A 26,865-nucleotide genomic window follows, 5' to 3' on the forward strand; every position below is an offset into this window, starting at 1 on the left:
CTCGCGCATCCCCGCCCCCGGCGCGAGAGCGTGACCTCACCCGGGTCAGGGCCTGCCCTGGCCCGGCTCCGCCTCCGGGGTGCCCAGCAGGGCGATCAGTGCGCGGGCGGCCGGGCTGGTGGCCCGCTCCGGCGGCAGCAGGGCCACCGTCTCGTACGCGGCCTCGTCGACGCCCTTGAGGGGGAGCGCGGTGAGCGAGGTCCGCTTGTGCCGGAAGTGCCGGGGGACGACCGCGATACCGAGGTTCTCGTCCACCAGGTCCAGCAGGCTGTGCACGTCGTTCACCTCCAGGGCGACCGTACGGCGCACCCCGGCCGCGGCGAACGCGGCGTCCGTGGCCCGGCGCGGCCCCCAGTCCGGATGGAAGTCCACGAACACCTCACCGGCCAGGGCGGCGGGGTCGGGCACCGCGCCGAGTTCGGCGAGCCGGTGCTCCGGATGGCACAGCACGGTCATCGCCTCGCTGGTCAGCGGCACCGAGCGCAACGGGTCGCCGTCGGCCGGGGTGCGGTAGGCGAAGGCGAGGTCCAGCCGGCCCGCCGACACCCCCTCCGCCAGCGCGCCCGAACCGCTCTGCCGCAGCCGGATCTCCACGTCGGGGTGCTCCCGCCGGAAGCCTGCCAACAGCCCCGCCACATGCACCCCGGCGATGCACTGCTCCGTGCCCAGCGCCAGTGTGCCGCGCAGCACTCCCTGCACCGCGGCGACCGCCTCGTGCGCGGAGCGCACCTGCGCGAGGATGCGCTCGGCCTCCACCAGCAGCGCCCGCCCGGCCTCCGTCAGCGTCACCCGGCGGGTGGTGCGCACGAACAGCGGCGCCCGCAGCTCCCGCTCCAGAGCGCGGATCGACGCCGAGAGCCCCGACTGGGACACCATCAGACGCTCGGCGGCACGGGTGAAGTGCTGGTCCTCGGCGACCGCGACGAAGTGCTGGAGGTGACGCAGTTCCATGATTGAGAAGCCTAGCCGCTGAAATCCATCGGATTCTTCTGTTGGACCGCTGACCGCGCTCCGGGGAAGAGTTGGGGGAGGCTGCCGGACGCGTACGGGTCCGGCGCCGGAAAGACCGTGTGCCAACCCCTTATGGAGTCGCGTTGTACACCGCCCACCCCGACCGCTACGCAGACCTGCCCTACCGGCGCTCCGGACGCAGCGGACTGAAGCTCCCCGTGCTGTCGCTCGGCCTGTGGCACAACTTCGGCCCCGACCGGCCGGTGGAGACCCAGCGCGCGATCCTGCGCCGCGCCTTCGACCTCGGGATCACCCACTTCGACCTGGCCAACAACTACGGCCCGCCGCCCGGCGCCGCCGAGTCCGCGCTCGGTGAGGCACTGAAGGCCGACTTCACGCCGTACCGCGACGAACTGGTCATCTCCACCAAGGCCGGCTATCTGATGTGGCCCGGCCCGTACGGGGAATGGGGCTCGCGCAAGTCCGTGCTGTCCTCGCTCGACCAGAGCCTGACGCGGATGGGCCTGGACCACGTCGACATCTTCTACTCGCACCGCTTCGACCCCGAGACCCCGCTCGAGGAGACCATGGGCGCGCTGCACTCGGCGGTCCAGCAGGGCAAGGCGCTCTACGTCGGCGTCTCCAACTACTCGGCGGAGCAGACCCGTGAGGCGGCGCGCATCCTGGGCGAGCTGGGCACCCCCCTCCTCATCCACCAGCCGCGCTACTCCATCCTGGACCGGCGCCCGGAGGACCAGGGGCTGCTGGACACCCTGGACGAGCTTCAGGTCGGCTCGATCGTCTACTCCCCGCTGGAGCAGGGCCTGCTCACCGGCCGTTACCTCGACGGCATCCCGGAGGACTCCCGCGCGGCGAGCGACAGCCCGTTCCTGAAGTCCGACGCCGTCACCGAGGACCTCGTCGGCCGGCTGCGCGCCCTGAACGAGATCGCCGCCTCGCGCGGTCAGACCCTGGCCCAGATGGCCCTCGCCTGGGTGCTGAGGGGCGGACGGGTGACTTCCGCTCTTGTGGGGGCGAGCAGCACCAAGCAACTGGAAGACAGCGTCGGCGCCATCCGGAATCTGGAATTCAACGAGGACGACATGGCTCGTATCGACGCCGTCGTGCAGACTTGAACTCGCCGGAACGGTAGTGACGGAAGGCGGAAGTTTTTTCCGCCTTCACAATTTCTTCGCGTATTCCGGCACGGGTGGCGCTGAATTCCTGCCACGCCGGGAAGCGGAGCGGCGGCAGAGCCCAGGGAAGCCTCACCCCTGGGCTCTTGCCTTGCGGGCGCGGGCGAGCCGGGACTTGATGCGCCGTCCACGGTCGATAATCCGCCAACTAATGCGGGGTGCTCCCGCACGTCACATGATTCGGCCAGAATCGGGGCATCGCATATGCCAGGAGAGTGGCCGGAAAGACATGGTGACAGTGTTTCCATTGTGGCGATACTCGAAATGCCAGGGGCACTTCACCGCACAGGAGCCGCACGGAAAAGAGAGGGACCGGTCGGCACACCGGCGAGGCAACGGGGGAGTGATCGTGCACGATGAATTCCTGTGCCATGTCACCGCGTACGGGATCTGCGGCGGTCAGCGGGTAGGCGTACCGCTCGGCACCTACCGCGCGCCCACCCTCGCGCTCGCCCTGTGGTGGCTGCGGGACCGCGCCTCCTGGATCGCCGAACGCCTGGACCCCAGCCCCGACGGTGAGAAGATCCCGGCGGGCGCCCTCGTCCCCGTCCCGGACACCGTGGCCGACGTCCCCACCCTGCTGCGCGCCTGGTGTTCCGACGACGCCCGGCAGGAACTGGTCGCGGACGAACTGGCCGGCGGACGCCTGGTGCGGATCGCCGCGAGCGACGACACCACCGAGTACGAACTTCTCGCCGAGTCGATCGACGCCCTCCGCATGCAGCGCACCGTCCCCGCCTTCGTCGTCCCCGTTGCCTGAGCGCGAAACCGCAGGCCCGGCCCGCTCGCGCCAGGCCAGGAACAGGTGCGCGCACAGCGAACGGATTGGGTGGAATGCGCGGGCCGAGTCGGGGTACGAGCAACAGAGGCAACAGGCGACCGGCCGTACCGGGCATTTCGAGAGAGACACCATGACCGAACACCTGGGCGTGGCAGTGGCAGTGATACCGACTGGTTTCGACGTACCCGTGGAACCCCTTCGGCGTGCGGCGCACTACACCGGGGAACCAGGATGCATCGCCGACGCGCGGGCCTTCGCCGGGCGCTTCCTGGAGCAGTTGCGCACGGAGTGGTGCGCCACCGTGGACAGCCGTACCGGTGGGGAGCTGCTGCTGGTCGTCAGCGAGCTGGTCACCAACGCCGACCGGCACAGCGGGGGTCCGTACATCCTGGAGCTGGAGGGCACCGACAGTGCGATCAGCGTCTCGGTGTACGACAGCAGCGTGGCCCTGCCCCGCTTCTTCCCCAAGGACCCCGAGCGGGTCGGCCATCACGGCCTGGAGATCGTGCGAGCGGTCGCCTCGGAGATCACCGTGGACCGCGTACCGGTGGGGAAGCGCGTGCGTGCCCTGATCCGGCTGGACGGCTGAGCTGACCGCTTCACGGCCCTCCTGAGCCAGTCAACGCCGACCGCGATCCGGTCGGCGTCTTCGTGTGTCCGGAACCGGCCTTCGCGCGTCCGGCTCCCGTTGAGCGGACATGAGGCCGAGCAGGCATGACGAAGGGCGGCCCGGCCGAACCGGACCGCCCTACTCACTTCAAGGTGTCAGAGCGTCAGCACTGCGGGCTCAGGCGCAGCCCAGCTCGCCGAGCATGCCCTGGCGCAGCCGCGCGATGATGCGCTTGATCAGACGGGAGACGTGCATCTGCGAGCAGCCCAGCTTCTCGCCGATCTCCGCCTGGGTGGCCTCCTCCACGAACCGCATGTGGATGATCTGCCGGTCGCGGTCGCTCAGCTCGGCCATCAGCGGGGCGAGGGCGTGGAAGTCCTCCACCAGCCGCAGACCCTCCTCCTCGACGCCGATGAAGTCCGCCAGGACCGCCTCGCCGTCCTCGCGGCCGTCGCCGGTGAGGGCGGCGTCCAGCGAGCTGGAGTTGTAGCCGTTGGAGGCGAGCTGGCCCTCGACGACCTGCTCCTCGGTGATGTTCATCAGCGTGGCCAGCTCGGCCACGGTCGGGTCGCGGTCCAGCCGGCTCGACAGTTCCTCACGGGCCTTGGCCAGCTCCACGCGCAGCTCCTGGAGCCGGCGCGGCACGTGCACCGCCCAGGTGGTGTCACGGAAGAAGCGCTTGATCTCACCCACGATGTAGGGGAGCGCGAAGGACGTGAACTCCACCTCGCGCGAGATCTCAAACCGGTCGATCGCCTTGATCAGGCCGATCATGCCGGTCTGGACGATGTCCTCCATGTCGTCGCCCCGGCCCCGGAAACGCCCGGCGGCGAAGCGCACCAGCGACATGTTCATCTCGATGAGCGTGTTGCGCGCGTACTGGTATTCGTGCGTGCCCTCTTCCAGCTCCGCCAGCCGGCGGAAGAACTGGCGGGACAGCGCCCGCGCGTCACGCGGGGCGACGGACGCGGGGTCCGCGATACCAGGAAGGATCTCCTCGTCCGTCATGTCCTGCGCGGCCTTGTCCGCGACCTCTGCTTGCGACCGGATGCCGACGGCGGTGTCCATTACCTCTCCCACGTAAGTCACGGTTCGACGACTGCTCCCGTGGGCCCTGGTTGCCCGAGGCCACGGTTGCCGCGTGGTCCCCGGCTACCCGGAAAACCCCGCCCCATGCACGTCTTCTCTCACGGGGCGGGTACCCCCGGTCACGCGACGCATGCAGACGAATTTCGAGGTGGCTCGAAACAGCCGAAGTGGCTCGATCTTATCGACCCGCGACCGATGAGTCCGGGGGCGGGGGCCGGTCGATACAGGTGAGCGCGCGACCGGCGCCGCGACCCGTCCAGGAGGTCCCCATGTCCCACGATGGTTTCACCACATGTCTCTGGTTCGACGGCCAGGCCGAGGAGGCGGCGCACTACTACGTCTCCGTCTTCAAGGACTCCGGCATCGGCCGGGTCACCCGCTGGAGCGAGGCCGGCCCCGGTGAGGCCGGGACCGTGCTCACCGTCGAGTTCACCGCGAACGGCCAGAAGTTCGTCGCCCTGAACGGCGGCCCCGAGTTCACGTTCAGCGAGGCCATCTCGTTCCAGATCCTCTGCGCCGACCAGCGGGAGATCGACCACTACTGGGCCCGGCTGACCGAGGACGGCGGCGAGGGCGGCCCCTGCGGCTGGCTCAAGGACAAGTACGGCGTCTCCTGGCAGGTCTGCCCCCAGCGGCTGCTCGAGATGACCAGCGACCCCGACTCGCAGAAGGCCGCCCGTGCCTTCGGCGCCATGATGAAGATGGGCAAGATCGACCTCGCCGCCCTGGAGAAGGCGTACGCGGGCGAATGACCGGGCCCGGCGCCCGGTCACGCGCTCTCGGCGAGCACCTCGCCGATCGTGTGCCGGGCGTTCTGTGCCAGTACCGGGTCGGTGCGCCAGTAGTAGGGGAGCTGGACCAGGGCGATGGACAGCGCCCAACCCCGGCCGCGCGCCCACTGGGCGTCTTCCGCGCCCACCGCGTCGCGGAAGACGTCCCGGACGGAGGCGGGCAGCAGGTTCCAGGCCACGATCGGGTCCACGGCCGGATCGCCCACCCCCGCGCAGCCGAAGTCGATCACCGCACTCAGGCCACCACCGGTGACCAGCACGTTGCCGGGGGAGAGGTCGCCGTGCGCCCAGGCCGGCGGGCCAGTGCCCGCTCCCACCGCGCGGCCGCCTCGGCCGTGTCGATCCGGCCCAGCGCCTCACGGGTCGACTCGTCACGACCAGCTCCTGGCCCAGGCGGAACATCGCGTTCTCCGTGCCGGACGACCCCAGCCGGGTCACCGGCAGCTCCGCCCACGCCGGGAACCGCCGCGCCACCAGGCGGCCCACCAGCGTCACCGGCCCCGTCCAAGAGCCGGTGTGTCCCCGCTGTCGACCGAAAAAACCAGACCACCGAACGGCACATCGTCCCCGAGCGAGCCGCCCACCGGGTGGCTAGCGTGATCTTCCGGGACGAACCGTCAACACGAGAGGGCCGACCATGGCCGTGCAATCCGAAGGAACGCCCTGCTGGGCCGACGCGATGTTCACCGACCTGGAGGGCGCCAAGCGGTTCTACGGCGACGTCCTCGGCTGGACTTTCGGCGAGTCGTCGTCCGAGTACGGCAACTACACCCAGGCGTACGCCGACGGCAAGGCCGTCGCCGCCATCGTCCCGCCCATGCCCGGCCAGGAGAGCACGTCGCAGTGGTGTCTCTACTTCGCCTCGCCGGACGCCGCCGCCACCGCCGCGAAGATCCGGGAGAACGGCGGCGAGGTGCTGATGGAGCCGATGCGGGTCGGTGACTTCGGGACGATGGCGATCGTCCGCGAGCCCAGCGGCGCCGTCTTCGGTGTCTGGCAGGGCGACGCCCACGAAGGCTTCGAGGCTGTGGCGAAGCCCGGCGCCTACTGCTGGGCGGAGCTGTTCACCCGCGAGCCGGAGAAGGCGGACGCGTTCCTGTCGGCCGTCTTCCCGTACCGGATGAAGGAGCTGGCGGACGAGCACGTCGACTTCCGGCTGTTCGACCTGGGCGCCGACCCGGTGCTCGGCCGGATGCGGATGGGGGAGGAGTTCCCGCCGGAGGTCCCCTCGTACGTCAACGTCTACTTCACCGTGGAGGACTGCGACGCGGCCGTGGCCCGCGCCACCGAGCGCGGTGCCGTGCTCCGGTTCGGCCCGATGACCAGCCCCTTCGGCCGGTTCGCCGCCCTCACGGACCCGCAGGGCGCCAGCTTCTCGGTGATCGACGTCACCACGACCGACGGCGGCATGCCCGACTTCAAGGACGCCTGACCCGGCCGGTCGGACCCCGCGCGCGGCCATGGCATGATCGGGCACATGCGTGAACGTGTGGTGGCCGCGTGCGACGGGGCTTCGAAGGGAAACCCCGGACCGGCCGGATGGGCGTGGGTGGTCTCCGACGACGACGAGCGGACCCCGGCCCGCTGGGAGTCGGGCCCGCTCGGCCGGGCCACCAACAACGTCGCCGAACTCACCGCGCTGGAACGGCTGTTGACCGCCGTCGAGCCGGATGTGCCGCTGGAGGTCCGGATGGACTCCCAGTACGCGATGAAGGCCGTCACCACCTGGCTCCCCGGCTGGAAGCGCAACGGCTGGAAGACCGCCGCGGGCAAGCCGGTCGCCAACCAGGACCTCGTGGTCCGTATCGACGCGCTGCTCGACGGCCGCTCGGTCGAGTTCCGGTACGTCCCCGCCCACCAGGTCGACGGTGACCCGCTGAACGACTTCGCCGACCGCGCCGCCAGCCAGGCCGCCGTGGTGCAGGAGGCCGCGGGCAGCGCCCATGGCTCGCCCGAGCCGCCGCCCTCGCCCGACACCCCGGCTCCGTCCGCCCGCCGCAAGACGCCCCGGCGTGCCACCGGCGCCTCCGGGGCCGCCTCCTCGCGGACCATCAAGGCCAAGTTCGCCGGCCGCTGCCTCTGCGGCCGCTCCTACGCCGCCGGCGAGTCCATCGCCAAGAACGCGCAGGGCTGGGGCCACCCGGAGTGCCGTACCGCCACCGGCTGACCGGCCCCGGCGGATGCTCCCGGGTCCGGTCGTACGCCCACGCTGCTACCCTGCGAGGCCGATCGACTACGTCCGGTGACTTCCAGGGGTGTGCGCGTGAAGGTCGTCTGCGTCGGGGGCGGGCCAGCCGGCCTGTACCTCGCCATCCTGCTCAAGCGGCAGAACCCGTCCCACGACATCACGGTCCATGAACGCGCCCCCGAGGGCTCCACGTACGGCTGGGGCGTCACCTACTGGCAGGGGCTGATGGACCGGCTCCGCGCCCACGACCCCGAGTCGGCGGACGCCATCGCTCGGCACTCGGTCCACTGGCACGAAGGCGTGGCCCACGTACGGGACCTGAGCATCCGTCAGCCAGGTGACCAGGGCTCCGGCATCGGCCGGCACCGCCTCCTCGAACTGCTCGCCGAGCGCGCCCGAAACCTCGGCGTGCGGCTGGAGTTCACGAGCGAGATCACCGAACCCCCCGCCGGGGCCGACCTGGTGGTGGCCGCCGACGGCATCGGCAGCGCCCTGCGCACCCGGTACGCGGAGGAGTTCGGCACCCATGTCACCCACGGCCGCAACCACTTCCTCTGGCTCGGCACCACCAAGGTCTTCGACGCCTTCACCTTCGCCTTCGTCGAGACCGCGCACGGCTGGATCTGGGCCTACGGCTACCCCTACGACGCCGAGCACAGCACCTGCGTCATCGAGTGCTCGCCCGAGACCCTCACCGGCCTCGGCCTGCACAGCGCCGACGAGGGCGAGGGGCTCGCCCTGCTGGAGCACCTCTTCGCGGGCCTCCTCGACGGCCACCCCCTCATCGGCCGCACCAGCGACGGCGTGAGCGTCCCCTGGCTGAACTTCCGCACCCTCACCAACCGCACCTGGCACCACGGCGGCCTCGTCCTGCTCGGCGACGCCGCCCACACCACCCACTACTCCATCGGCGCCGGCACCACCCTCGCCCTGGAGGACGCCATGTGCCTGGCCACCGCCCTGCGCGAGCACCCCTCCCTCCCCGACGCCCTCGCCGCCTACGAGAAGCGCCGCCGCTTCGAGCTGCTGTCCGCGCAGAGCGCCGCCCGCTACAGCGCCCGCTGGTACGAGAGCCTGCCCCGCTACATCGATCTGCCCCCGCATCGCATGTTCGCCCTGCTCGGCCAGCGCCACTCCCCGCTGCTGCCCTACGTACCGCCCCAGCTCTACTACGGCCTCGACAAGGCCGCCGGACAGCTCGAACCGCTGCGCCGGCTCAAGCGCTGGCTCGGCCCCCGCGCCGCCCGCGCCCTGCACGCCGCGCGCACCCCCGACCGCCCCCGCTGACCCTGCGCCCCAGCTCAGGGCCCTGGTAAATGTTGGTGAATGGTCATTCACTGGATAGAGTGAATGGCTATTCACCAGTCACGCACATTCACCCACAGGAGTGTCGATGGGCCCCTCCGCCCCCATACCCGAGCCGTCCGGCGCCCTCGCGGCGCCGCCCCGGCTGCGGGAGCGCCTCACCATCCCCGTGCTGGCGTCGGGCGGCATCCTCATGGCCGTCATGCAGACCGTGGTCGTCCCGCTCCTGCCGGACCTGCCCCGGCTCACCGGGTCCTCCCCGGCCGCCGTCTCCTGGATGGTCACCGCCACCCTGCTCTCCGGGGCCGTGCTCACCCCGGTCCTCGGTCGCGCCGGTGACATGTACGGCAAGCGCCGGGTGCTGACCTCCGCGCTCGCCCTGATGACCATCGGCTCGGTGCTGTGCGCGCTGTCCTCCGACATCACCGTGCTCATCACCGCCCGCGCCCTCCAGGGCGCCGCCGCCTCGGTCGTCCCGCTGTCCATCAGCATCCTGCGCGACGAACTCCCGCCCCAGCGGCGCGGGTCGGCGGTCGCGCTGATGAGCTCCACCGTCGGCATCGGTGCCGCGCTCGGCCTGCCGCTGGCCGCGCTCGTCGTGCAGTACGCCGACTGGCACACCATGTTCTGGCTGACCAGCGCCCTCGGCGCGCTCGGGGTCGCGGCCACCTGGTGGGCGGTCCGGGAATCGCCGGTGCGTGAGCCCGGCCGGTTCGACGTGGTCGGCGCGCTGGGCCTGGCCGTCGCGCTGGTGTCCCTGCTGCTCGCCGTCTCCCAGGGCGGCCAGTGGGGCTGGACGAGCCCCGCCGTCCTCGGGCTGTTCGCCGCCTTCACCGTGGTGCTCGCCCTGTGGTGGCGCCAGCAGCTCCGGACCGCCCGCCCCCTGGTCGACCTGCGGCTGGTGACCCGGCCCCGCGTGGGCCTGTCCCATGTGGCGGCCCTGCTCACCGGCTTCGCGTTCTACGCCAACTCGCTCGTCACCGCCCAGCTCGTCCAGGCGCCCAAGGCCAGCGGCTACGGGCTCGGGCTGTCCATCGTCGCCACCGGACTCTGCCTGCTGCCCGGCGGCGTCACCATGCTGCTCTTCTCACCGCTGTCCGCCCGGATCTCCGCCCGGCGCGGGCCAAGGATCACCCTCGCGCTCGGCGCCGCCGTCATCGCCTGCGGCTACGCGCTGCGCATCGCCGACAGCCGCGACCTGTGGATGATCATCCTCGGGGCGACCGTGGTGGCCACCGGCACCACCCTCGCCTACTCCGCGCTGCCCACCCTCATCCTGCGCGCGGTACCGGCCGCCCAGACCGCGTCCGCCAACGGCGTCAACGTCCTGATGCGGACCATCGGCCAAGCCGTCTCCAGCGCCGCCGTCGCCGCGGTACTGGTCCACCACACCAGCCTCGTCGGCGGGCTGCCGGTGCCCACCCTGCACGGCTATCTGCTGGCCTTCGCCATGGCCGGCGCCGTCGCGCTCGCCGCCTGCGCGGCCGCGCTCACCATCCCCGGCGACAGCACCCCCGACGGCGCCCCGCGCGCCGAGGGCGCCACCCGGGGGGCCCGCGCCCTGGAGGAGGCGTGACCACCGCACCCGCCCCCGCGCGCCGGGACGCCGAGGCGACCAAGGCGGCCATCCTCAAGGCCGCCCGCCACCTCCTGGCCCGGCACGCGCACGCCGACATCACCCTCAAGGCCGTCGCGGAGCGGGCCGGTGTCAGCCCGCCGCTGGTGCTGAAGTACTTCGGCAACAAGGACGCCCTGTTCGCCCGTGTCATGTCCTTCGACACCGACGCCGACGACCTCCTCGACGCACCCCTCGCCGGCCTCGGGCGGCACATGGTCCGGCACGTCCTGGCCAGCCAGCGCGACCGGGGCGCCGACCCGCTGCTGCGCATCGCCTTCGCCCCGCTGCACGGCGACCACGGCGACATCCTGCGCGCCAACTTCCGCGCCCAGGTCACCGACCGCCTCGCCGCCCGGCTCACCGGCCCCGACGCCGGCCTGCGCGCCGAACTGGCCGTCGCCGCGCTCATCGGGGTCGGCGTCATGTACGGCATCGCCCGCGGCCCGCACCTGCGTGAGAGTGGCCCGGACGAGGTGGCCGACCGCTACGGACCGCTCGTCCAGGCCCAGTTGACGCCCTGACTCACCCCTCGGGGCCGGTCAGCAGCGACTCCGCGCAGCGGCGGAACGCGGCGAGCAGGCGGCCGCCGTCGCCTGCGCGGGTGGCCAGCGCGACATGGCACGGCTCCACGCCGTGCAGCGGGATCGCGGTCAGATCGGGCCGCGCCGGCATCCCCGGTGCGGCCGCCGCGATGGCCAACGCCTGGCCGGACGCGACCAGTTCGAACTTGTCCTCGATGTCCCCGATGAACGGCCCGTCCGGCGCCGGCCGTCCGTCCGGGCCCGGGTCGATCCGCCAGAACGCGTCCCACAGCGGGTCCGGGACGCGGGGGAGGGGCTCGTCGGCGATGTCCTCCAGCGTGACCGACTCCTTGCCCGCCAGCCGATGGTCCAGCGGGACCACCACCACGCGCGGCTCGTCGTAGAGGACGGTCACCCGCAGCCCGTCGGTGGCGAACGGCAGCCGGGCCACCAGCGCGTCCACCCGGTGGCCGAGCAGCGCCTCCCGCGCCTCGTGCCAGCGCAGATGCGTGGCCCGCACGTCCGCGTCCGGGAACCGGCGCCGCAGCTCCCGCACGGCCGGGGTGACCAGCACGCCCGTCGTGTAGCCGACGGTGATCCGGCTGGGCTCGGCGGCCGCCCGCGCCTCCGTCGCCGCCTGCCGCGCGGCCCGCAGCAGCGCCTTGGCGCGGGGCAGGAAGACCTCGCCCGCCTCGCTGAGCCGGGTGCCCTGCGGGGTGCGGTACAGCAGCTCGACGCCCAGCTCCCGCTCCAGCCGCCGTACCTGACGGCTGAGCGAGGGCTGGGTGATGTGCAGGGCGGTGGCCGCACGGCCGAAGTGCCGGTGCTCGGCGACGACCGTGAAGTACCGGACCAGCCGGAGATCGAGATCCGCGAAGTCGGACATGCCCTCCAGCCTACGGTTCGCACCAGCGGTGATGCCCGGAACGTATTGCGCCATGCGGAAGAAGCCTTGGACGGGCGGGTTCCGCCCGGCCGACGATGGAGGCACTTCCACCGACCATCCGAGGAGAGCTTCACCATGCGTGTTTTCGTCACCGGGGCCACCGGGTTCGTCGGCTCCGCCGTGGTGCCCGAACTGATCGGCGCCGGGCACGAGGTCGTCGGCCTCGCCCGGTCGGACGACGGGGCCGCCGCGCTGAAGGAGGCCGGCGCCGAGGTGTTCCGGGGCAGCCTGGAGGACCCCGAGGGCCTGGCCCGCGCGGCGGACGGCGCCGACGGGGTGATCCACCTGGCCTTCGTCCACGACTTCGCCGACTTCGACGCGGCCGGCGCCACCGATCTGCGGGCCGTCGAGGCGATGGGCGACGCGCTGGCGGGCTCCGGCCGGCCGCTCGTGGTCACCTCCGGCACCGCGATCGCCCCGCCGGGCCGCCTCGTCACCGAGACCGACGCGCCCGCGCCGGGCACCCACCGCACCCCGTCCGAGGAGGCCGCCGTCCACCTCGCCGGGCAGGGCGTGCGCGGTTCCGTGGTGCGGCTCGCCCCCTCCGTGCACGGACGCGGCGACCACGGCTTCGTACCGCACCTCATCCGGATCGCCCGCGAGAAGGGCGTCGCCGCCTACGTCGGGGACGGCGCCAACCGCTGGCCCGGCGTCCACCGGTTCGATGCCGCCACGCTGTTCCGGCTGGTGCTGGAGCAGGCACCGGCCGGTACCCGGTGGCACGCGGCCGCCGACGAGGGCGTGCTGTTCCGGGACATCGCGGAGGTCATCGGCCGCCACCTGGACGTGCCCGTGGTGAGCGTGCCGGCGGAGCGGGCGGGGGAGCACTTCGGGTTCCTCGGCCGGTTCGCCGGGGTGGACAATCCCACCTCCAGCGCCGCCACCCGCGAACGGCTCGGCTGGCGGCCCACCGGGCCCGGACTCCTCGCCGATCTGGACGAGGGCCACTACTTCGAGTGAACCAGCACAGTAAGACCGGACAGGTGATCGGTTTGAAAGAACGTTTGCGCGGTTAATTGCACCGCATGACCAAGGAGGCACCGCGCAGGGGGCGGGACGAGACCAGGGAAGAGCGGGCCGACCGCAAGTGGGGCGAGCTGATCCAGGAGGTACGTGTCGCGCAGACCGGCGTACAGATCCTGTTCGGCTTCTTGCTCACCGTGGTCTTCCAGGCGAAGTACGCCCAACTCTCCAGCACCGACCAGATCATCTACATCGTCACCGTGGTCCTGGGGGCCTGTGCGACCGGCGCCCTCATCGGGCCGGTCTCACTGCACCGCCTGGTCTCCGGACGCCGGGTGAAACCGCAGGCGGTACGGCTGGCCGGGGGTCTGACCTTCGTCGGCCTGGTGCTGCTCCTCGCCACCATGACCTGCTCGTTGCTGCTGATCCTCCGGGTGGCCACTCACGACGGCTATGTGCCGTGGCTGGTCGGTGCCGTGGTCTGCTGGTACCTGGTCTGCTGGTACGGCCTGCCCCTGTGGGCCCGCCGCCGGCACACCGACCCCGAGGACCGCTAACGCCCGGTACGGGCCCGAAGGGCCGCCAGCGAGCGGTCGTGGACCCGGCTGAGCAGGAGCAGGGAGAGCACGGAGCCGATCAGGGCGCAGAACATGTCCCACTGGGTGTCCCACACATCGCCCTGGGTCGCCAGGAAGGCGTCCGCTCCGTGCCCGCCGATCACGGCGGCCAGCCACTCCAGCAGTTCGAAGCAGGCGCTGAAGGCCAGACAGGCGCACACCGTCAGCGGGGCCAGCCAGCGGCTGCCCCGCAACGGTGAGGTACGGGTGAGCAGCTCCCGTACCAGGATCGCCGGGACGAAGCCCTGCATCAGATGCCCGAACCGGTCGTACGGATTGCGGGCCAGATGGAAGGTGTCCCGCACCCAGTCGCCCGCCGGCACCTGCGCGTAGGTGTAGTGGCCGCCGACCGACAGCACCAGGGCGTGCGCGGCGAGCAGACCGCACAGCAGCCCGGTGAGCGGGAAGCGCCGCCACAGGAGCACCACCAAGGGCAGCCCGATCAGGACCCAGAAGGTCTCCAGGAACCACGTCGTACGGTCCCGCGCGCCCCATGCGGAGACCGCCAGGCCCGCCGCGGCCACGCCCGCGAACACCACGGGCGGCACCGTGCGGCGGACGGTCGGCCGGTCGGGGTGGACTGCGGTCATGGCGGGCTCCAGAGGCTGGGCGGTGTCGGTCGCCCCATCGTCCGGCCATCCGGCGCGCGGGGCATGAGTACCGGTACTCATGCCCCCGCCGCGCCTCCCTAGGGCTTGTCGCCCACGGCGCCGCGCAGCGCGGTGAGGCAGGAGCCGATCGCCTGCTGCAACTCCTCCAGGCGCCGGACCATGTCGTCCTCGTAGAAGTCCTGGGCGTCGTCGAAGGTCAGCTCCTCGAAGGCGCGCGTCGCCTTCTGGAGGCTGCCGTAGAACTTGGTGCGCCGCTCCTGCACGCGGAGTTCGGGGTCGGCCTCGACGGTGTCGGCGACCAGCGTCTTCAGCGTGTCGTACGCCTCCACCGCCCACTCGCCGGTGTCCTCGTCGTCCTCCAGCTCGTCGATCAGCGACAGATGGCGCTCGGCCTCCTCGCGCAGTTCGGCGGGGGCCTCGACGGTCTGCCCCGCCGGGGTCCTGATCTGCCCGGACTCCGCGATCTGCCGGACGTAGCCGATCTTGTCGGCGGCGCGGCTCTCGGTGGCGACGGCCCTTTTCAGGTCGTCGGTGCGCACCACGTCCCGCGCCAGCTCGGCCTGGAGCTCCGGGTCCTCCTTGAGCCGGTCCAGCAGCGCGGAGCGGGCCGCGCGGGCGGTGGAGGGGTCGGCCAGGATGGCGGCGCGCAGCGCGGTCGGGTTCTCGGCCACCTCCAGCGCCTTGGTCGGCCGGATGCCCTCGGCCTCGGCGGCCTCCGCGATGGCCGTGCCGCGCTCGGAGGCGGCGCTGCTGCGCGAGGAGTAGTAGCTCAACCAGACGTCGGAGTCAGGGAGTTGGACCTCCTGGCCCGGCTGAAGCGTCTCGAACTGCGGGACCAGGCCGTCGTCGGCGGCCCGGTCCCAGGCCCGGTAGTAGCGCATGACCCGCTCCGGGGAGCACTCCGCGAGCTCCGCGAACTCCTTCGCGGACACCTTCGGGGTCTCCCCGGCCGTCTCCCCGCCCGGCCGCACACTACGCGCCACCATCAGCGCGAAGGCCCAGCCGCCGGTGCGCGCGTACACCCCGAACTCGCGGGCGTCCCGCGCCACGAGGTCGGACAGGGGCGCCGGGGCGGCGGTCGTCTCGGAGGGGTCGATGGCCAGGGTCACGGATGGCTCTCCTGCGTACGGGGTTCGATGGTGCGGCCACCCGGCGGGCCGGGCGCCGGGGGCAGCCTATATGGCCCGATAGGTGATGTTTCGCCGCAGCCGGTACCGGCCCCCCTCAGCGTTCGCGGTCCGCGAGCGCGTCCAGCAGGGTGCCCAGCTCGGCCGCCGCGCCCGGCTCCAACGGCAGCCCGTCGAGCAGCGTACGGGCGGCGGCCATGTGCGCGCGAGCCTCCGACAGGGCCGCGGCCCGGCCGCCCGCCGCCTCGATCAGCGCCGCCGCCTCCGCCGTACGGTGCCTGCGGAGCAGGTCGCGCAGACGGGCGCCCTCCGGAGCGGCGAGGGCGGTCAGTACCGGGTACGTCTTCTTGCCCTCGCGCAGGTCGCCGCCCACCGGCTTGCCGGTGGTGTCGGGGCGGCCCCAGATGCCCAGCACGTCGTCCGCGAGCTGGAAGGCGACCCCGGCGTGCCGTCCGGCCCGGTCCAGCGCGGCGACGACCGGCTGCGGGGCCCCGCCCAGCAGCGCGCCGAGCGCGAGCGAACAGCCCAGCAGCGCCCCCGTCTTGCCCTCCGCCATCACCCGGTACTCCTCGGGCGTCACCGCTTCCGGCCCGGTCCACGGCCGGGAGGCGAACAGCAGGTCGTCGGCCTGCCCCCGCATCACGTCGGCCAGCGCGCCCGAGAGCAGCCGGACCCCGCCGGGCACGTCGGCCAGGATGCCGACGGCCAGCGCGAACAGGGCGTCCCCGGCGAGGACGGCAGGGCCCGTGCCGTACGCCTTCCAGAGCGCCGGGCGGCCGCGCCGGGTGGCATCGCCGTCCATGATGTCGTCGTGCAGCAGCGAGAAGGCGTGCACCAGCTCCACCGCGACCGCGCCCGGCACCCCCGCCCCGGCGTCCGCGCCGGCCGCCCGCGCCCCGAGCACCGCCAGTGCCGGCCGCACCCCCTTGCCGCCGGCGTCCGCACCCTCGCACCAGCCGAAGGAGTACGCGGCCATCTCGGCCAGCCACGGATGCAGCCCGGCGACCGCCTCCCGCAGCGCGGGGTGCACCAACTCACGTGTCTCGGACAGGACGTGGGCCGTCGAGATCCGCTCCGCGCGGAACACCGCCGTCACCGGGCACCCTCCGTCTCGGGCACGAACTCGGCCTGCGCCCGCGCCACCATCTCCCGCGCGTGCCGCAGCCCCGAGCGCTCCAGTACGACCGCCAGCTCGGCCAGTTCGGCCGCCGTCTCCTCCGGGTCGCGGCCCAGGCGGGCCAGGGACTTGGCCAGACCGAGCCGGGACAGCGCCTCGCCACGGGGTTCGTCCATGGTGCGGAACTCGGACAGCGCCAGGCCGTACAGGTCCCGCGCCTCCTCGTGACGCCCGGCGCGGTAGAGGACGTTGCCGCGCATCTTGTGGTTGTAGGCGAGCGCGCTGGACAGGTTCATCGTCCGGCACGTCTCCTCGGCCCGCGACAGCAGCTCCAGCGCCCGGCCGGTGTCCCCGTCCCGCGCCGAGAGGATGTCCGCGAGCCCGCGCAGTGCCCAGGCGTGACCGCGCCGGTCGTCGGCGCGCTCCGCTATCTCCGCCGCCTCCTCGAACAGTGCGTACGCCCGGTCGAAGTCGCCGGTGTTGCGGTGCATCTGCGCGATGCCCTCCAGCGCCCACACCGTGTGGCGCGCCTCCCCGCGCCTGCGGGCCTCGGCCAGCAGTTGTTCGTGCAGTCGGCCGACCGCGGCGTAGTCGCCCTGGATACGGCCGGTCTCCGCGAGCCCGGCCAGCGAGTAGCCCCGGACCACGATGTCGCCGCCGCGGTCGCCGAGTTCGGCCGCCAGCCCCAGCAGCCGCCAGGCCAGCGGGAACGCCCCGCGTTGCCGGGCCAGCGTGCCCCCGCTCCACAACGCCCACGCCATCGCCCCGGTGTCCCCGGCCGTGCGGGCGGCCCGGTAACTCGCCTTCCACGCGCGGTCGGCCTCCGCCGTGCTGCCGAGCCGCCGGTGCGCCTCGGCGACCGCGAGACCGCAGCGGGCCACCTCGGCGGGGTGTCCGGCCCGTTCGGCCTCGCGCAGCCGCTCGAGCCCCTCGGCGAGCACATCGGTCAGTGAGGAATTGACGGACAGGGTGGTCAGGGCGCCCTGGTACTCCGGGGCGAAAGCCTTGCCGTACATGTGAACCCTTCTATACACCACGTGTATACGCATCGCGTATAGCAAGCGGGCGAATCGCCCCGGTCCACCGGGGGGCCGGGGCGTGGTCGGTCGTGGGGCAAGACGCGGGTACGGCGAGGGGGGTTGCCCGTGCGACGCGGATCACTCCGAGCGGCGCGGGGAACCCCCGTACGGAATCAGTGCTGTTGGGGCTTCTGCGGGGTTGCCTCGCTGGGCCGCACCACCACGACGCCCTCGCCCTGCAGCATGAGTTGTACGGCCTCGCCCGAACCGCCGCGCAGCATCGACCCGATGGACTGCGAGCGGTGCAGCGAGGTGCGGAGGTTCGCGGTCCAGCCGACCACCGCGTCCGTGTCGACGTACACCGGCGCCTGCTCGGAGACCGGGATCACCAGCGGGTTGCCCTCGCAGATCAGGCCGAGTCTGCCGTGCCCGCTGAACACGCTGTTGAACAGGCCGCCGCCGGCGATGCCGGAGCCCTTCACCGTCTTGATCTCGTAGGACAGCGAAGCGTCGAAACACAGCACGTTGCGGCCGTTGACGGTGAACTGGTCGCCGGGCTCCACCTCGACGATGAAACAGTTCTGGGCCTCGTGCGCGAACCACGCCTCACCCCGCCCGCGCACCACCATCAGCGGCAGCCCCTCGCCGGTCACCGCGCGCTTGAGCATGCCGCCCACGCCCTGGCCCTTGCGCTCGAACTGGAGGCTGCCCCGGTGGGCGATCATCGCGCCCTGGCGGGCGAGCATCTCACCGTCCACCGCGTACCTGACGCACTTGCCGTTCTCTGTCGCCATCCCCGGCTCGACGGCCGGACGGACCATGTGCTCACTGGAAAAGAGGTCACCCTTCATGTGCGCATGGTGTCCCGGACGGACTCGTTCCGCCAAGATCACGTAAGTGACGGCCCGTCCGGGAAAGGGAGTTCAGCGCGCAGGGGCGATGTCCGCGTTGCGCTCCACCAGCGCCGGGCCGCGCCGCTGCTTGGCGCTCTTCCCGCAGAAGGCCGGCTCCAGGGCGCCCGCCAGCGCGTTGAGGACCTTGCCGTTGTTGGAGGTGGTGGCCACCGCCGTCAGTGCCCGCTTGCCGTCCTTCGTGGCGAACGCGTAGGTGTAGTAGCCCTGCACCGCGCCCGTGTGCCCGTACACCGACACCCCGCAGGACAGGTCCCGGCGGCGCAGGCCGAGGCCGTACGCGGTGGTCGCGTCGACCTTGGTGAAGCGCTCCATCTGCGCGAGCCGGGCGGACGAGAGCAGCTTGCCGCCGAGCAGCGCCGCGTAGAAGGTGTTGAGGTCCTTGGCGGTGGAGATGACGGCGCCCGCGCTCTGCGCCCAGGACACGGTCTGCTCGGTCGCGTCGACCAGCGGGTCGCCGGAGCTGTCCGGGGTCAGATAGCCGCGCGCGAACCGGCCGGGGATCTTGGTGTCCGGGTGGACGTAGAAGGTGTCCCGCAGCTTCAGCGGGCCCGTGATCCGGTTCTGGTACGCCTCCTTGACGGGGCGTCCGGTGAGCTTCTCGATGAGCATGCCCGCGACCACGAAGTTGGTGTTGGAGTACGAGTAGGCCGCGCCGGGCGCGTTGACGCGCGGCTTCTTCAGGGAGAGCGCGACCAACTGGGGGTAGGTGAACACCTTCTTGCGCACGGCCTCGAAGCCGGAGACGCTCTGGGCGAACATGTCGTTGGTGTAGTCGTAAAGCCCGCTGCGGTGGCTCAGCACGTGCCGCACGGTGATTGCGTCGCTCGGCAGCAGCTTCGGCAGGTACCGGTTCACCGGGGCGTCCAGGTCCAGCTTGCCCTCGTCGGCCAGTTGGAGCAGGACGACCGAGGAGAACGTCTTGGTCACGCTGCCGATGCGGAACCGGTCGGCGGTGCTGGCCGCGCGTCCGGTGCCCCGGTCCGCGACACCCCGGCTGATCAGATGGCTGCGGCCCTGATCGTCGATCCGGGCCAGCGCGGCCGGGGCGCCCTGGGTGCGGACCGTGCGCAGCACCCCGTCCACGCCCGCCGTGTCGGGCGCGGGGAGCGCGGCCGCGGCGCTCTTCTCGCCGGTCGCCGCCTGCGCCGGGACGACGAGGAGCGACAGCGCCACCGCCCCGAGTACCGCGCCCCTGCCCACCGTTGCCGAGACCATCAGGTCACCACTCCCGTCCACGCCGTCGTTGATGCGACATCAGTCACATTCCGGCCTGGAACCTAGGGGATTGAGACCCCGTCTTCCCGGACGACACACAGTCGGCCACGTGGTGATCACTCCGGGGTGTCCTTTGGGTAAAGGATTGTCCCGGAGAACAGCGAAATGGATCATTCCTTCTTTACGTGGCCATGACTCATCCGAAAGGGTGAACCTTCGGGGCGCGACCCGCCTGCCCCGATGGCTGCCCAACGGCGCCATGTGTCACGGCGGCCGGCGCGTCCGGCCGCCGTCGAACGAAGGAACAACCCCTGGTGCGCAGACCGCACATACGCAGTGTGGCCGTCGCCGTCGCGGTGGCGACGGCGGCCACGGGCCTGGCCGGCACGGCCTTCGCCCGCCCCGCGCCGTCGACGGCCCGCACGGCCGCCGAAGGCGTCCGGACCGCCGCACGGACCGCCCCCGTGGTGAACGCCGCTCGCGCGGCCGCCGTCGCCCACGCAGACGCCTCCGGGGTCGGCACGGGTGACGAACTCCGCGTGCAGGACGTCATGTTCGACCCCGAGGGCGGTCGTCACGTCCGCTTCCAGCGCGCCCACAGCGGCATGCCGGTGCTCGGCGGCGACCTCGTCGTCCACCTCGACCGGCAGCTCGCCTACACCGGCGTGACCACCGCGGCCGGCCAGTCCGTACAGGCCACCGCCTCCGACGCCCGGATCACCCCCAGGCAGGCAGCCGCCAAGGCGGCCGACGCCGCCGAGGGTGATGCCGAAACCGCCGAACTCGTCGTCGACGCGCGCGACGGCGAGTCCGCCCTCGCCTACCGGGTCACCGTCACCGGCAGTGCCCTGGACGGCGCGAGCGGCTCCCGCACGGTCGTCGTGGACGCCGTCACCGGCGAGGTCCGCAGCAACACCCCCGACGCCGACGAGTTCCTGTCGCCCAAACTCCGCAAGGCGCTGCGGGCGCGCGGCGAGACGGTCACCCCGTCCACCTCCGCCCAGACCGCGCCGGGCCTCCTCGCGGGGATCACCTCGGGCGCCTCGGGCTACCCGGCGACCGCGCGCGGCACCGGCAAGACCCTGTTCGTGGGCAGCGTCCCGCTGACCACCACGCAGACCTCGCGCGGCCACTTCCAGCTCAAGGACCCCACCCGGTACAACACCGAGACTCGGGACGCCAAGGGCAAGTACACCGAGACCTTCGGCAGCGGCTCCGCGATCACCGGCACCAGCAACGTCTGGGGCAACGGCAGCACCAGCAACCGCAACAGCGCCGCCGCCGACGCCCAGTACGGCATCACCAAGACCCTGGACTTCTACAAGAAGACCTTCAACCGGTCGGGGATCGCCAACAACGGCAAGGCCGCCCGCGCGATGGTCCACTGGGGCCGCGGGGTCGGCAACGCCTTCTGGGACCCGGCGTGCGGCTGCATGCTGTATGGCGACGGCGACGACATGATCAAGAAGCCGCTGGTGGTGCTCGACGTCACCGGTCACGAGCTGACCCACGGCGTGGTCGACGCCACCGCCAAGCTGGAACCGACGTACGTCGACCGCGACGGCAACCAGTACGGCGAACCCGGCTCGCTCAACGAGTCCCTCGCCGACATCTTCGGCTCCAACGTGGAGTTCTTCGCCGCCAACGCGAAGAACCCGCCGAACTACCTGCTGGGCGAGAAGCTGGGCCTGAAGCAGAAGTTCCTGCGCCGTCTCGACCACCCCTCCCTGGACAAGCTGGAGGGCACCGTCGACTACTGGTCGAAGGCCACGTACGACACCGAGGTGCACGCCGGTTCCGGCGTCTCCTCGCACGCGTACTACCTCCTCGCCGAGGGCAGCGGCAAGAAGAAGATCGGCGGCGTCTCCTACGACTCCCCGACCTACGACGGCGGCGCCGTCAAGGGCATCGGCCGCGCCAAGGCCACGGCCGTCTTCTACCGCGCCCTGACCCGCTACATGGTCTCCACCACCGACTTCCACGACGCCCGCGTGGCGACGCTGAACGCGGCCAGGGACCTGTACGGCGCGACGAGCACCGAGTACCGGACCGTCGACCGGGCCTGGGCCGCGGTCAACGTCAAGGCCGCCAACACCCCGGCGAACCGCTGACGCACACCGGCTCCGAGAAGGCCCCGTCCCGCCTCCGCGCGGGGCGGGGCCCCTAGGGGGTGTCTCGTCCATCAGGCCGGGCTCGCGGCGTCCGGCACCGCACCTCGCCGCGTTGTCGTCGGTCCCCGATGCTCCGCATCGACTCCCTCCTCCGCCTTGCGATGCACGGCGCCGGACGCCGCTCCCTGATCCGGCCTGACAGACGAGGCACCCCCTTGTACGCATGCGGACACGTAACGTACCGAGGTGCGCCGGGCGGGCGTCGGCGGGACCATCACTGGCATGGGCCAAGTGAAGGAACCGGCCAGGTGAGCGGCCGGGGGAGAGCCTGCCGGGCGGCCGCCGTCCTGCTGCTCACCCTCGCCGGTCAGGCGACGCCCGCCCAGGCGGCCGCCCCGCCGGCCGGGGCCACCGTGCGCGGCTCGGGCGTGGTCACCTGGGCCGCCAGCGCCCAGCGCGTCGGGCAGGGCGCCGACCGGGCCTACCGGCTGATCCTGCGGGTCAGCGCGGGCGGGAGCGACCTGCGCGTCCGGCTGTCCAACGCCTACGGGGACCGCCCGCTCACCGTCGACGCCGCCCACGCGGGCCTCCAGGCCCAGGGCGCCGCGCTCGAGGCGGGCAGCAACCGGGCGCTCACCTTCGGCGGCGAGCACGCCGTCACCGTCCCGGCGGGCGGCGCCGTCTGGAGCGACCCGCTGCCCGGCCGTGTCGCCGCCGGGGCCCGCCTCTCCGTCAGCCTGCGCACCCCGGACGCCCAGGGGCCCGCCACCGGCCATGAGATGGCCCTGACCACGTCCTACCTCGGCCGGGACGCCGACCCCGGCGGCGACGGCGACACCGGCTGGACACTGACCACCGGCTCCTGGTGGTACCTCGACGCCGTCTCCGTACGCCCCGCACACCCCCGTACCGGCGCGGTCGTCGCGCTCGGCGACTCCATCACCGACGGATGGGGGTCCACGCCCGGCCTCGACCGGCGCTGGCCCGACGACCTCGCCCGGCGGCTGCGCGAGGACGGCACGGGCGTCGCCAACGAGGGAATCTCCGGCAACCGGGTCCTCACCGGCGACAACGGCGGCCCGAGCGCCGGGCGCCGGCTGGAGCGGGACGTCCTCTCCCAGCCCGGCGCGCGCACGGTGATCCTCTACGAGGGCGTCAACGACCTCAAGGCGCACGAAGGGGCGAGCGCGGCCGACATCGTCGCGGGCTACCGTGAGATCACGAAGCGGGCCCACGCGGCGGGCCTGTGCGTGGTCGGCGCCACCGTCGCGCCCTTCAAGGGCTGGCTCCAGTGGGACCCGGACGCCGAGTCGGTGCGCCGGGAGGTCAACCACCAGGTGCGCTCCGGGGGCGACTTCGACGCCGTCGCCGACGTCGACCGCGCCCTGCGCGACCCCCGCGACCCCGCGCGGCTGCGCCCCGACCTCGACAGCGGCGACCACCTCCACCCCGACGACGACGGCATGCGGGCCATCGCCGGGGCGGTCGACGCCCCGAGCCGGGACTGCCGGCGCTGACGCCGGTTCAGCTCAGCAACCGCGCCCAGTTGGCCGGGACCCGTCCGGCCGGTCCCGGCACCGGCTGGTCGGCGGGGTGGCTCTCGGGCGGGGCCAGCGCCGGGCCGGACTCGTACAGCTCTTCCGTGGCGTAGTTCCAGAACCAGCCCTCGCCCGGCTCGAAGCTGCGCAGCACCGGATGGCCGGTGGCCCGGTAGTGCGCGGTGGCGTGCTTGCCCAGCGAGTCGTCACAGCACCCGATGTGCCCGCACCGCGCGCAGCGGCGCAGATGGAACCACCAACTGCCCGCCTTCTCGCACTCCACACACCCCGTACCGCTCGGTGGCACGGACGGGTCGATCGCGGTGTCCTCACTCATGCGCTCTCCTCGGGTCTGTCGGTTTCGCCGGACGGTGTGATCGCGGTCAGCGGGAGGCGGACCTGGAAGCGGGTGTCGCCGGGGGCCGACTCCAGCCGCAGCGTGCCGTGATGCTTGTCGACGACGATTCGCCGCGAGATGTCCAGCCCCAGCCCGGTGCCCGCGCCGACCGGCTTGGTGGTGAAGAACGGGTCGAAGATCCGCTCCCGGATCTCCGGCGGCACACCGGGCCCGGTGTCCGCGAACTCCACCAGCGCCAGCTCCCCGTCCCGCGCCGTCCGCACGGTCAGCGTGCCCCCGCCGCCGTCCTGGGTCATCGCGGACACCGCGTTGTCGATCAGGTTGGTCCACACCTGGTTCAGCTCCGCCGGATAGCCCGGCAGCGAGGGCAGCGTACGGTCGTAACTGCGCACCACCTCGATGTGCGGGCCGAGCTTGCCGGACAGCATCAGCAGGGTGCTGTCGAGGAGTTCGTGCACGTCCACCACGCGGAACGGTGCCCGGTCGAGCTGGGTGTACTGCTTGGCGGCGTCGACCAGTTGGGAGACGCGCGTGGTGGCGTCCTCGATCTCGTTCATCAACAGCTCGGTCTCGATGGTGTAGTTGAGCCAGCCCACCGCGCCGCCCAGGATCTCCTGGTCCACCGCGGAGGCCACCCGCTCCAGCCAGTCGGCGTCCAGCCCGGCCTGCACGAACACCGGCGCGAGCCGCCAGCCGTCCTCGATGCCGTGGTCGGTCAGCCAGTCGGCGAGCGCGTCCTCCCGGTCGGCCGCCTCCAGCGGGCCGAGCGCCGGAGCCTTGGCGACCCGCTCGGCGGTGCGCTCCTGCATCTCGATCAGGCTCGCCAGCGCGTCACGGGAGAACGGCCCGTCCGCGATCAGCGCCAGCTTGTGCCGCATCCGCGCCACCCGCTCCCGCAGGGTGGAGGTGGCCCGTACCGCGGCCGCCGCCGGATTGTTCAGCTCATGGGTGAGCCCGGCCGACAACGAGCCCAGCGCCAGCAGTCGTTCGCGCTGCCCGATGGCCGCCTGTGTGCTCTTGGAACCGAAGAACAGCCCCTCCAGCAGATGCACCGCCATCGGGAACCAGGCCCGCATGACCTCCGCGAACACCGGCGCGGGCAGCACGAAGAACCGCGTCGGCTCCGTCACCCGCATCGAGTTGTTGTACAACTGCCGTACCCGGTCCCCGAGATACGCCTGCATCGCACCGCCGTACACCCCGCGCTGGGCGGTCCGGGACACCTCAACGTCCTCGGCTCCGATCCGTCGCGAGAGCACGACCGTGCCCTCGATCAGCACGTAGAAGCAGGTCGCCGGGTCGCCCTCGGTGTACACCGGGCCCGGTTCGAACAGCTCCACCCGGCCCTCCCGGCACAGCCGTCCCAACTGTTCGGGCGACAGCCGCTCGAACAGGAACAGACTGCCGATCTCACCGGGGCTGCACGGCAGCGGCCGCCCGCTCACGACTGCTCCAGATACCGGTGGACGAGCATCACGGCCATGGCTCCCTCTCCTACAGCGGACGCGACCCGCTTGGCCGACTCGGCACGCGCGTCGCCCGCCACGAACACGCCCGGCACACTGGTCTCCAGGTGGTAAGGCGGCCGGTCCAGCTCCCAGTCCTCCGGCAGCTCCCCGTCCACGGTCAGATCCGGACCGGCCAGGATGAACCCCCGCCGGTCCCGGCGTACGGTCCCGTCCAGCCAGCCGGTCAGCGGGGCCGCGCCGATGAACACGAACATCCACTGCGCCTCGACCTGGTCGGCCTCACCGGTGTCCACCCGGCGCAGGGTCAGCCGCTCCAGCCGGTCCGAGCCGTGCGCCGCCTCCACCTCCGTGCGGGCGCGCACCGCGATGTTCGGGGCCTCGGTGATCTGCTGGACCAGGTAGTGCGACATCGACGCCGCCAGGTCGGGCCCGCGCACCAGCAGCGTCACCGACTTGGCGAACCGGGACAGGTACATCGCCGCCTGCCCGGCCGAGTTGGCGCCGCCCACGACGAACACGTCGTGCCCCTGGCAGGACGGCGCCTCGGTCAGCGCCGAGCCGTAGAACACCCCGCAGCCGGTCAGCCCGGCACAGCCCTCGGCGGTCAGCCGCCGGTACTGCACCCCGGTCGCCAGGATCACGCTGTGCGCGCCGATCGCGGAGCCGTCCGCGAACCGCACGACCCGCGCCGCGCCGTTGACCTCCAGCCCCGTCACCTCGCGCGCGGTGAGGATCTCCGCGCCGAACCGGGTCGCCTGGCGGCGGGCGCGTTCGGTGAGCTGGGCGCCGGAGACGCCGTCGGGGAAGCCGAGGTAGTTCTCGATGCGGGAGCTCTGCCCGGCCTGGCCGCCCGTCGCCGAGCGCTCCAGCAACACCGTGCGCAGCCCCTCCGACGCCCCGTACACCGCCGAGCCGAGCCCGGCCGGGCCGCCGCCGATCACCACCAGGTCGTAGAAGTCGGCCGTCGGCGTCGTCGCCAGGCCGACCCGCGCGGCCAGCTCCGGGGCCTCGGGCTCGACCAGCACCCCGCCGTCCGGGGTGATCACCAGCGGCAGCCGCAGTCCGTCCTGCCCGGCCGCCGCCAGCAGCCGCCGCCCCTCGGGCTCCTCCACCGAGTACCAGCGGTAGGGCACCTGGTTGCGAGCCAGGAACTCCCGTACCTCCGAGGAACGCGCCGACCAGCGGTGGCCCACCACCTTCATGAACGGCACCGGCCGGTGGTCCCCGGCCCGCCAGGCCGCCAGCAGGTCGTCGACCACCGGGTACAGCTTCTCCTCCGGCGGTTCCCAGGGCTTGAGCAGATAGTGGTCCAGGTCCACCACGTTGATCGCGTCGATCGCCGCCCCGGTGTCCGCGTACGCCGTCAGCAACACCCGCCGGGCGCCCGGGTAGACGTCCATCGCGCGCTCCAGGAACTCGATGCCGTTCATCACCGGCATCCGGTAGTCCGCCAGCAGCACCGCCACGGAGTCGCCGCGCAGCTTCAGCTCGCGCAGCGCCTCCAGGGCCGACGGTCCGGACTCCGCGCGCACCACCCGGTACGACGCGCCGTAGCGGCGCCGCAGATCGCGGGCGACCGCGCGGGACACGCCCGGATCGTCGTCCACGGTCAGCAGGACGGTCCGGGCGGCGTCGGTCGGCTCTGGCATGCGTTCTCACCCCGGGCGGTCGGGTGCACGGGACGGTCCCGCCCATCGTATGTGCGTTTCTCCCGATTCGCCCCGGTGTGCTCCGGACGTCGGGTGGCGGACGCCCCCGCCCGCTGTGGCAGGGTCATGGCGAGGACGGAACATGCCGGACGACGAGGAGG

26 protein-coding genes are annotated in these 26,865 nt (G+C 72.4%); 13 read left to right on the top strand and 13 right to left on the bottom strand.

Annotation, left to right across the window (positions count from 1 at the left end; genetic code table 11):
- Window positions 1–45: 45 nt before the first annotated feature.
- Window positions 46–951: a LysR family transcriptional regulator gene (locus OG448_RS29090; RefSeq protein WP_405558219.1), complete on the bottom strand. Its 906-nt coding sequence runs from the start codon at window positions 949–951 to the stop codon at window positions 46–48.
- Window positions 952–1,094: 143 nt separating this feature from the next.
- Between OG448_RS29090 and mgrA the strand changes: the two genes are divergently transcribed.
- The 3 genes from mgrA to OG448_RS29105 all read left to right on the top strand — a co-directional run bounded on the left by mgrA (window position 1,095) and on the right by OG448_RS29105 (window position 3,517).
- Complete coding sequence (gene mgrA, locus OG448_RS29095) at window positions 1,095–2,087, top strand: L-glyceraldehyde 3-phosphate reductase (protein WP_405558220.1); 993 nt, start codon at window positions 1,095–1,097, stop codon at window positions 2,085–2,087.
- Window positions 2,088–2,496: 409 nt separating this feature from the next.
- Entirely contained in the window at window positions 2,497–2,907 is a 411-nt protein-coding gene (locus OG448_RS29100; RefSeq protein ID WP_405558222.1) for a hypothetical protein, read from the top strand.
- A gap of 151 nt (window positions 2,908–3,058) precedes the next feature.
- The gene (locus OG448_RS29105) at window positions 3,059–3,517 is read left to right on the top strand and encodes an ATP-binding protein (protein WP_405558224.1); all 459 of its coding nucleotides are present in this window, start codon (window positions 3,059–3,061) and stop codon (window positions 3,515–3,517) included.
- Window positions 3,518–3,715: 198 nt separating this feature from the next.
- Here OG448_RS29105 and OG448_RS29110 read toward each other — a convergent pair whose 3' ends face one another.
- Window positions 3,716–4,606 (bottom strand): RNA polymerase sigma factor SigF, encoded by an 891-nt coding sequence (locus OG448_RS29110; protein ID WP_405558225.1) that lies wholly within the window; start codon window positions 4,604–4,606, stop codon window positions 3,716–3,718.
- A gap of 290 nt (window positions 4,607–4,896) precedes the next feature.
- Between OG448_RS29110 and OG448_RS29115 the strand changes: the two genes are divergently transcribed.
- A complete protein-coding gene (locus tag OG448_RS29115) occupies window positions 4,897–5,379 on the top strand; it encodes a VOC family protein (protein WP_405558227.1) in 483 nt (160 codons plus the stop codon).
- A 17-nt stretch (window positions 5,380–5,396) separates the two neighbouring features.
- Here OG448_RS29115 and OG448_RS29120 read toward each other — a convergent pair whose 3' ends face one another.
- Window positions 5,397–5,735: a phosphotransferase gene (locus OG448_RS29120; protein WP_405558229.1), complete on the bottom strand. Its 339-nt coding sequence runs from the start codon at window positions 5,733–5,735 to the stop codon at window positions 5,397–5,399.
- Between the two features lie 320 nt (window positions 5,736–6,055).
- Here OG448_RS29120 and OG448_RS29125 point away from each other — a divergent pair, with 320 nt between their 5' ends.
- The 5 genes from OG448_RS29125 to OG448_RS29145 all read left to right on the top strand — a co-directional run bounded on the left by OG448_RS29125 (window position 6,056) and on the right by OG448_RS29145 (window position 11,050).
- The gene (locus tag OG448_RS29125) at window positions 6,056–6,850 is read left to right on the top strand and encodes a VOC family protein (protein ID WP_405558231.1); all 795 of its coding nucleotides are present in this window, start codon (window positions 6,056–6,058) and stop codon (window positions 6,848–6,850) included.
- A 33-nt stretch (window positions 6,851–6,883) separates the two neighbouring features.
- Window positions 6,884–7,585, top strand: a complete 702-nt coding sequence (locus tag OG448_RS29130) for a ribonuclease H (RefSeq protein ID WP_405558233.1) — start codon at window positions 6,884–6,886, stop codon at window positions 7,583–7,585.
- A gap of 90 nt (window positions 7,586–7,675) precedes the next feature.
- Window positions 7,676–8,893 carry an FAD-dependent monooxygenase gene (locus tag OG448_RS29135; RefSeq protein WP_405559021.1) on the top strand — a complete coding sequence of 406 codons (1,218 nt, stop codon included), beginning with the start codon at window positions 7,676–7,678 and terminating at the stop codon, window positions 8,891–8,893.
- Between the two features lie 106 nt (window positions 8,894–8,999).
- Complete coding sequence (locus tag OG448_RS29140) at window positions 9,000–10,487, top strand: MFS transporter (protein WP_405558235.1); 1,488 nt, start codon at window positions 9,000–9,002, stop codon at window positions 10,485–10,487.
- On the top strand, window positions 10,484–11,050 hold the full coding sequence (locus OG448_RS29145) for a TetR family transcriptional regulator (protein WP_405558237.1): 567 nt from the start codon (window positions 10,484–10,486) through the stop codon (window positions 11,048–11,050). Before OG448_RS29140 ends, OG448_RS29145 begins: the two co-directional genes overlap by 4 nt.
- 1 nt (window position 11,051) lies before the next feature.
- Here OG448_RS29145 and OG448_RS29150 read toward each other — a convergent pair whose 3' ends face one another.
- Window positions 11,052–11,936 carry a LysR family transcriptional regulator gene (locus OG448_RS29150; protein WP_405558239.1) on the bottom strand — a complete coding sequence of 295 codons (885 nt, stop codon included), beginning with the start codon at window positions 11,934–11,936 and terminating at the stop codon, window positions 11,052–11,054.
- 135 nt (window positions 11,937–12,071) lie between these two features.
- Here OG448_RS29150 and OG448_RS29155 point away from each other — a divergent pair, with 135 nt between their 5' ends.
- Together OG448_RS29155 and OG448_RS29160 are read left to right on the top strand one after the other, a co-directional pair.
- Complete coding sequence (locus tag OG448_RS29155; RefSeq protein WP_405558240.1) at window positions 12,072–12,956, top strand: SDR family oxidoreductase; 885 nt, start codon at window positions 12,072–12,074, stop codon at window positions 12,954–12,956.
- Window positions 12,957–13,021: 65 nt separating this feature from the next.
- On the top strand, window positions 13,022–13,516 hold the full coding sequence (locus OG448_RS29160) for a DUF6328 family protein (protein WP_405558242.1): 495 nt from the start codon (window positions 13,022–13,024) through the stop codon (window positions 13,514–13,516).
- On the opposite strand, the gene OG448_RS29165 is transcribed toward OG448_RS29160, so the two are convergent.
- The 6 genes from OG448_RS29165 to OG448_RS29190 form a co-directional block, all read right to left on the bottom strand.
- Window positions 13,513–14,166: a DUF2238 domain-containing protein gene (locus OG448_RS29165; RefSeq protein ID WP_405558244.1), complete on the bottom strand. Its 654-nt coding sequence runs from the start codon at window positions 14,164–14,166 to the stop codon at window positions 13,513–13,515. The two genes, OG448_RS29160 and OG448_RS29165, sit on opposite strands and share 4 nt — an antisense overlap.
- A 98-nt stretch (window positions 14,167–14,264) precedes the next feature.
- Window positions 14,265–15,296 carry a hypothetical protein gene (locus tag OG448_RS29170; protein WP_405558246.1) on the bottom strand — a complete coding sequence of 344 codons (1,032 nt, stop codon included), beginning with the start codon at window positions 15,294–15,296 and terminating at the stop codon, window positions 14,265–14,267.
- 115 nt (window positions 15,297–15,411) lie between these two features.
- Window positions 15,412–16,410, bottom strand: coding sequence for a polyprenyl synthetase family protein (locus tag OG448_RS29175; protein ID WP_405558247.1), 999 nt, complete (start codon window positions 16,408–16,410; stop codon window positions 15,412–15,414).
- On the bottom strand, window positions 16,407–17,447 hold the full coding sequence (locus OG448_RS29180) for a tetratricopeptide repeat protein (RefSeq protein WP_405558249.1): 1,041 nt from the start codon (window positions 17,445–17,447) through the stop codon (window positions 16,407–16,409). Before OG448_RS29180 ends, OG448_RS29175 begins: the two co-directional genes overlap by 4 nt.
- A gap of 176 nt (window positions 17,448–17,623) precedes the next feature.
- Window positions 17,624–18,301, bottom strand: a complete 678-nt coding sequence (locus OG448_RS29185) for an AIM24 family protein (RefSeq protein WP_405558250.1) — start codon at window positions 18,299–18,301, stop codon at window positions 17,624–17,626.
- Window positions 18,302–18,373: 72 nt separating this feature from the next.
- Window positions 18,374–19,579 carry a serine hydrolase domain-containing protein gene (locus tag OG448_RS29190; RefSeq protein WP_405558252.1) on the bottom strand — a complete coding sequence of 402 codons (1,206 nt, stop codon included), beginning with the start codon at window positions 19,577–19,579 and terminating at the stop codon, window positions 18,374–18,376.
- Between the two features lie 314 nt (window positions 19,580–19,893).
- Here OG448_RS29190 and OG448_RS29195 point away from each other — a divergent pair, with 314 nt between their 5' ends.
- Both OG448_RS29195 and OG448_RS29200 read left to right on the top strand, forming a co-directional pair.
- Entirely contained in the window at window positions 19,894–21,690 is a 1,797-nt protein-coding gene (locus OG448_RS29195; protein ID WP_405558254.1) for a M4 family metallopeptidase, read from the top strand.
- Window positions 21,691–21,998: 308 nt separating this feature from the next.
- Window positions 21,999–23,207, top strand: coding sequence for an SGNH/GDSL hydrolase family protein (locus OG448_RS29200; protein ID WP_405558255.1), 1,209 nt, complete (start codon window positions 21,999–22,001; stop codon window positions 23,205–23,207).
- Window positions 23,208–23,214: 7 nt separating this feature from the next.
- On the opposite strand, the gene OG448_RS29205 is transcribed toward OG448_RS29200, so the two are convergent.
- The 3 genes from OG448_RS29205 to OG448_RS29215 are packed head-to-tail and all read right to left on the bottom strand — an operon-like array spanning window position 23,215 to window position 26,704.
- Complete coding sequence (locus tag OG448_RS29205) at window positions 23,215–23,565, bottom strand: UBP-type zinc finger domain-containing protein (RefSeq protein WP_405558257.1); 351 nt, start codon at window positions 23,563–23,565, stop codon at window positions 23,215–23,217.
- Window positions 23,562–25,031: an ATP-binding protein gene (locus tag OG448_RS29210; RefSeq protein ID WP_405558259.1), complete on the bottom strand. Its 1,470-nt coding sequence runs from the start codon at window positions 25,029–25,031 to the stop codon at window positions 23,562–23,564. Before OG448_RS29210 ends, OG448_RS29205 begins: the two co-directional genes overlap by 4 nt.
- Window positions 25,028–26,704: an FAD-dependent oxidoreductase gene (locus OG448_RS29215; RefSeq protein ID WP_405558261.1), complete on the bottom strand. Its 1,677-nt coding sequence runs from the start codon at window positions 26,702–26,704 to the stop codon at window positions 25,028–25,030. Before OG448_RS29215 ends, OG448_RS29210 begins: the two co-directional genes overlap by 4 nt.
- Window positions 26,705–26,865 lie beyond the last annotated feature (161 nt).

Source organism: Streptomyces sp. NBC_01171, from assembly GCF_045039805.1.
In the GTDB taxonomy this organism is placed as follows: Bacteria; Actinomycetota; Actinomycetes; order Streptomycetales; family Streptomycetaceae; genus Streptomyces.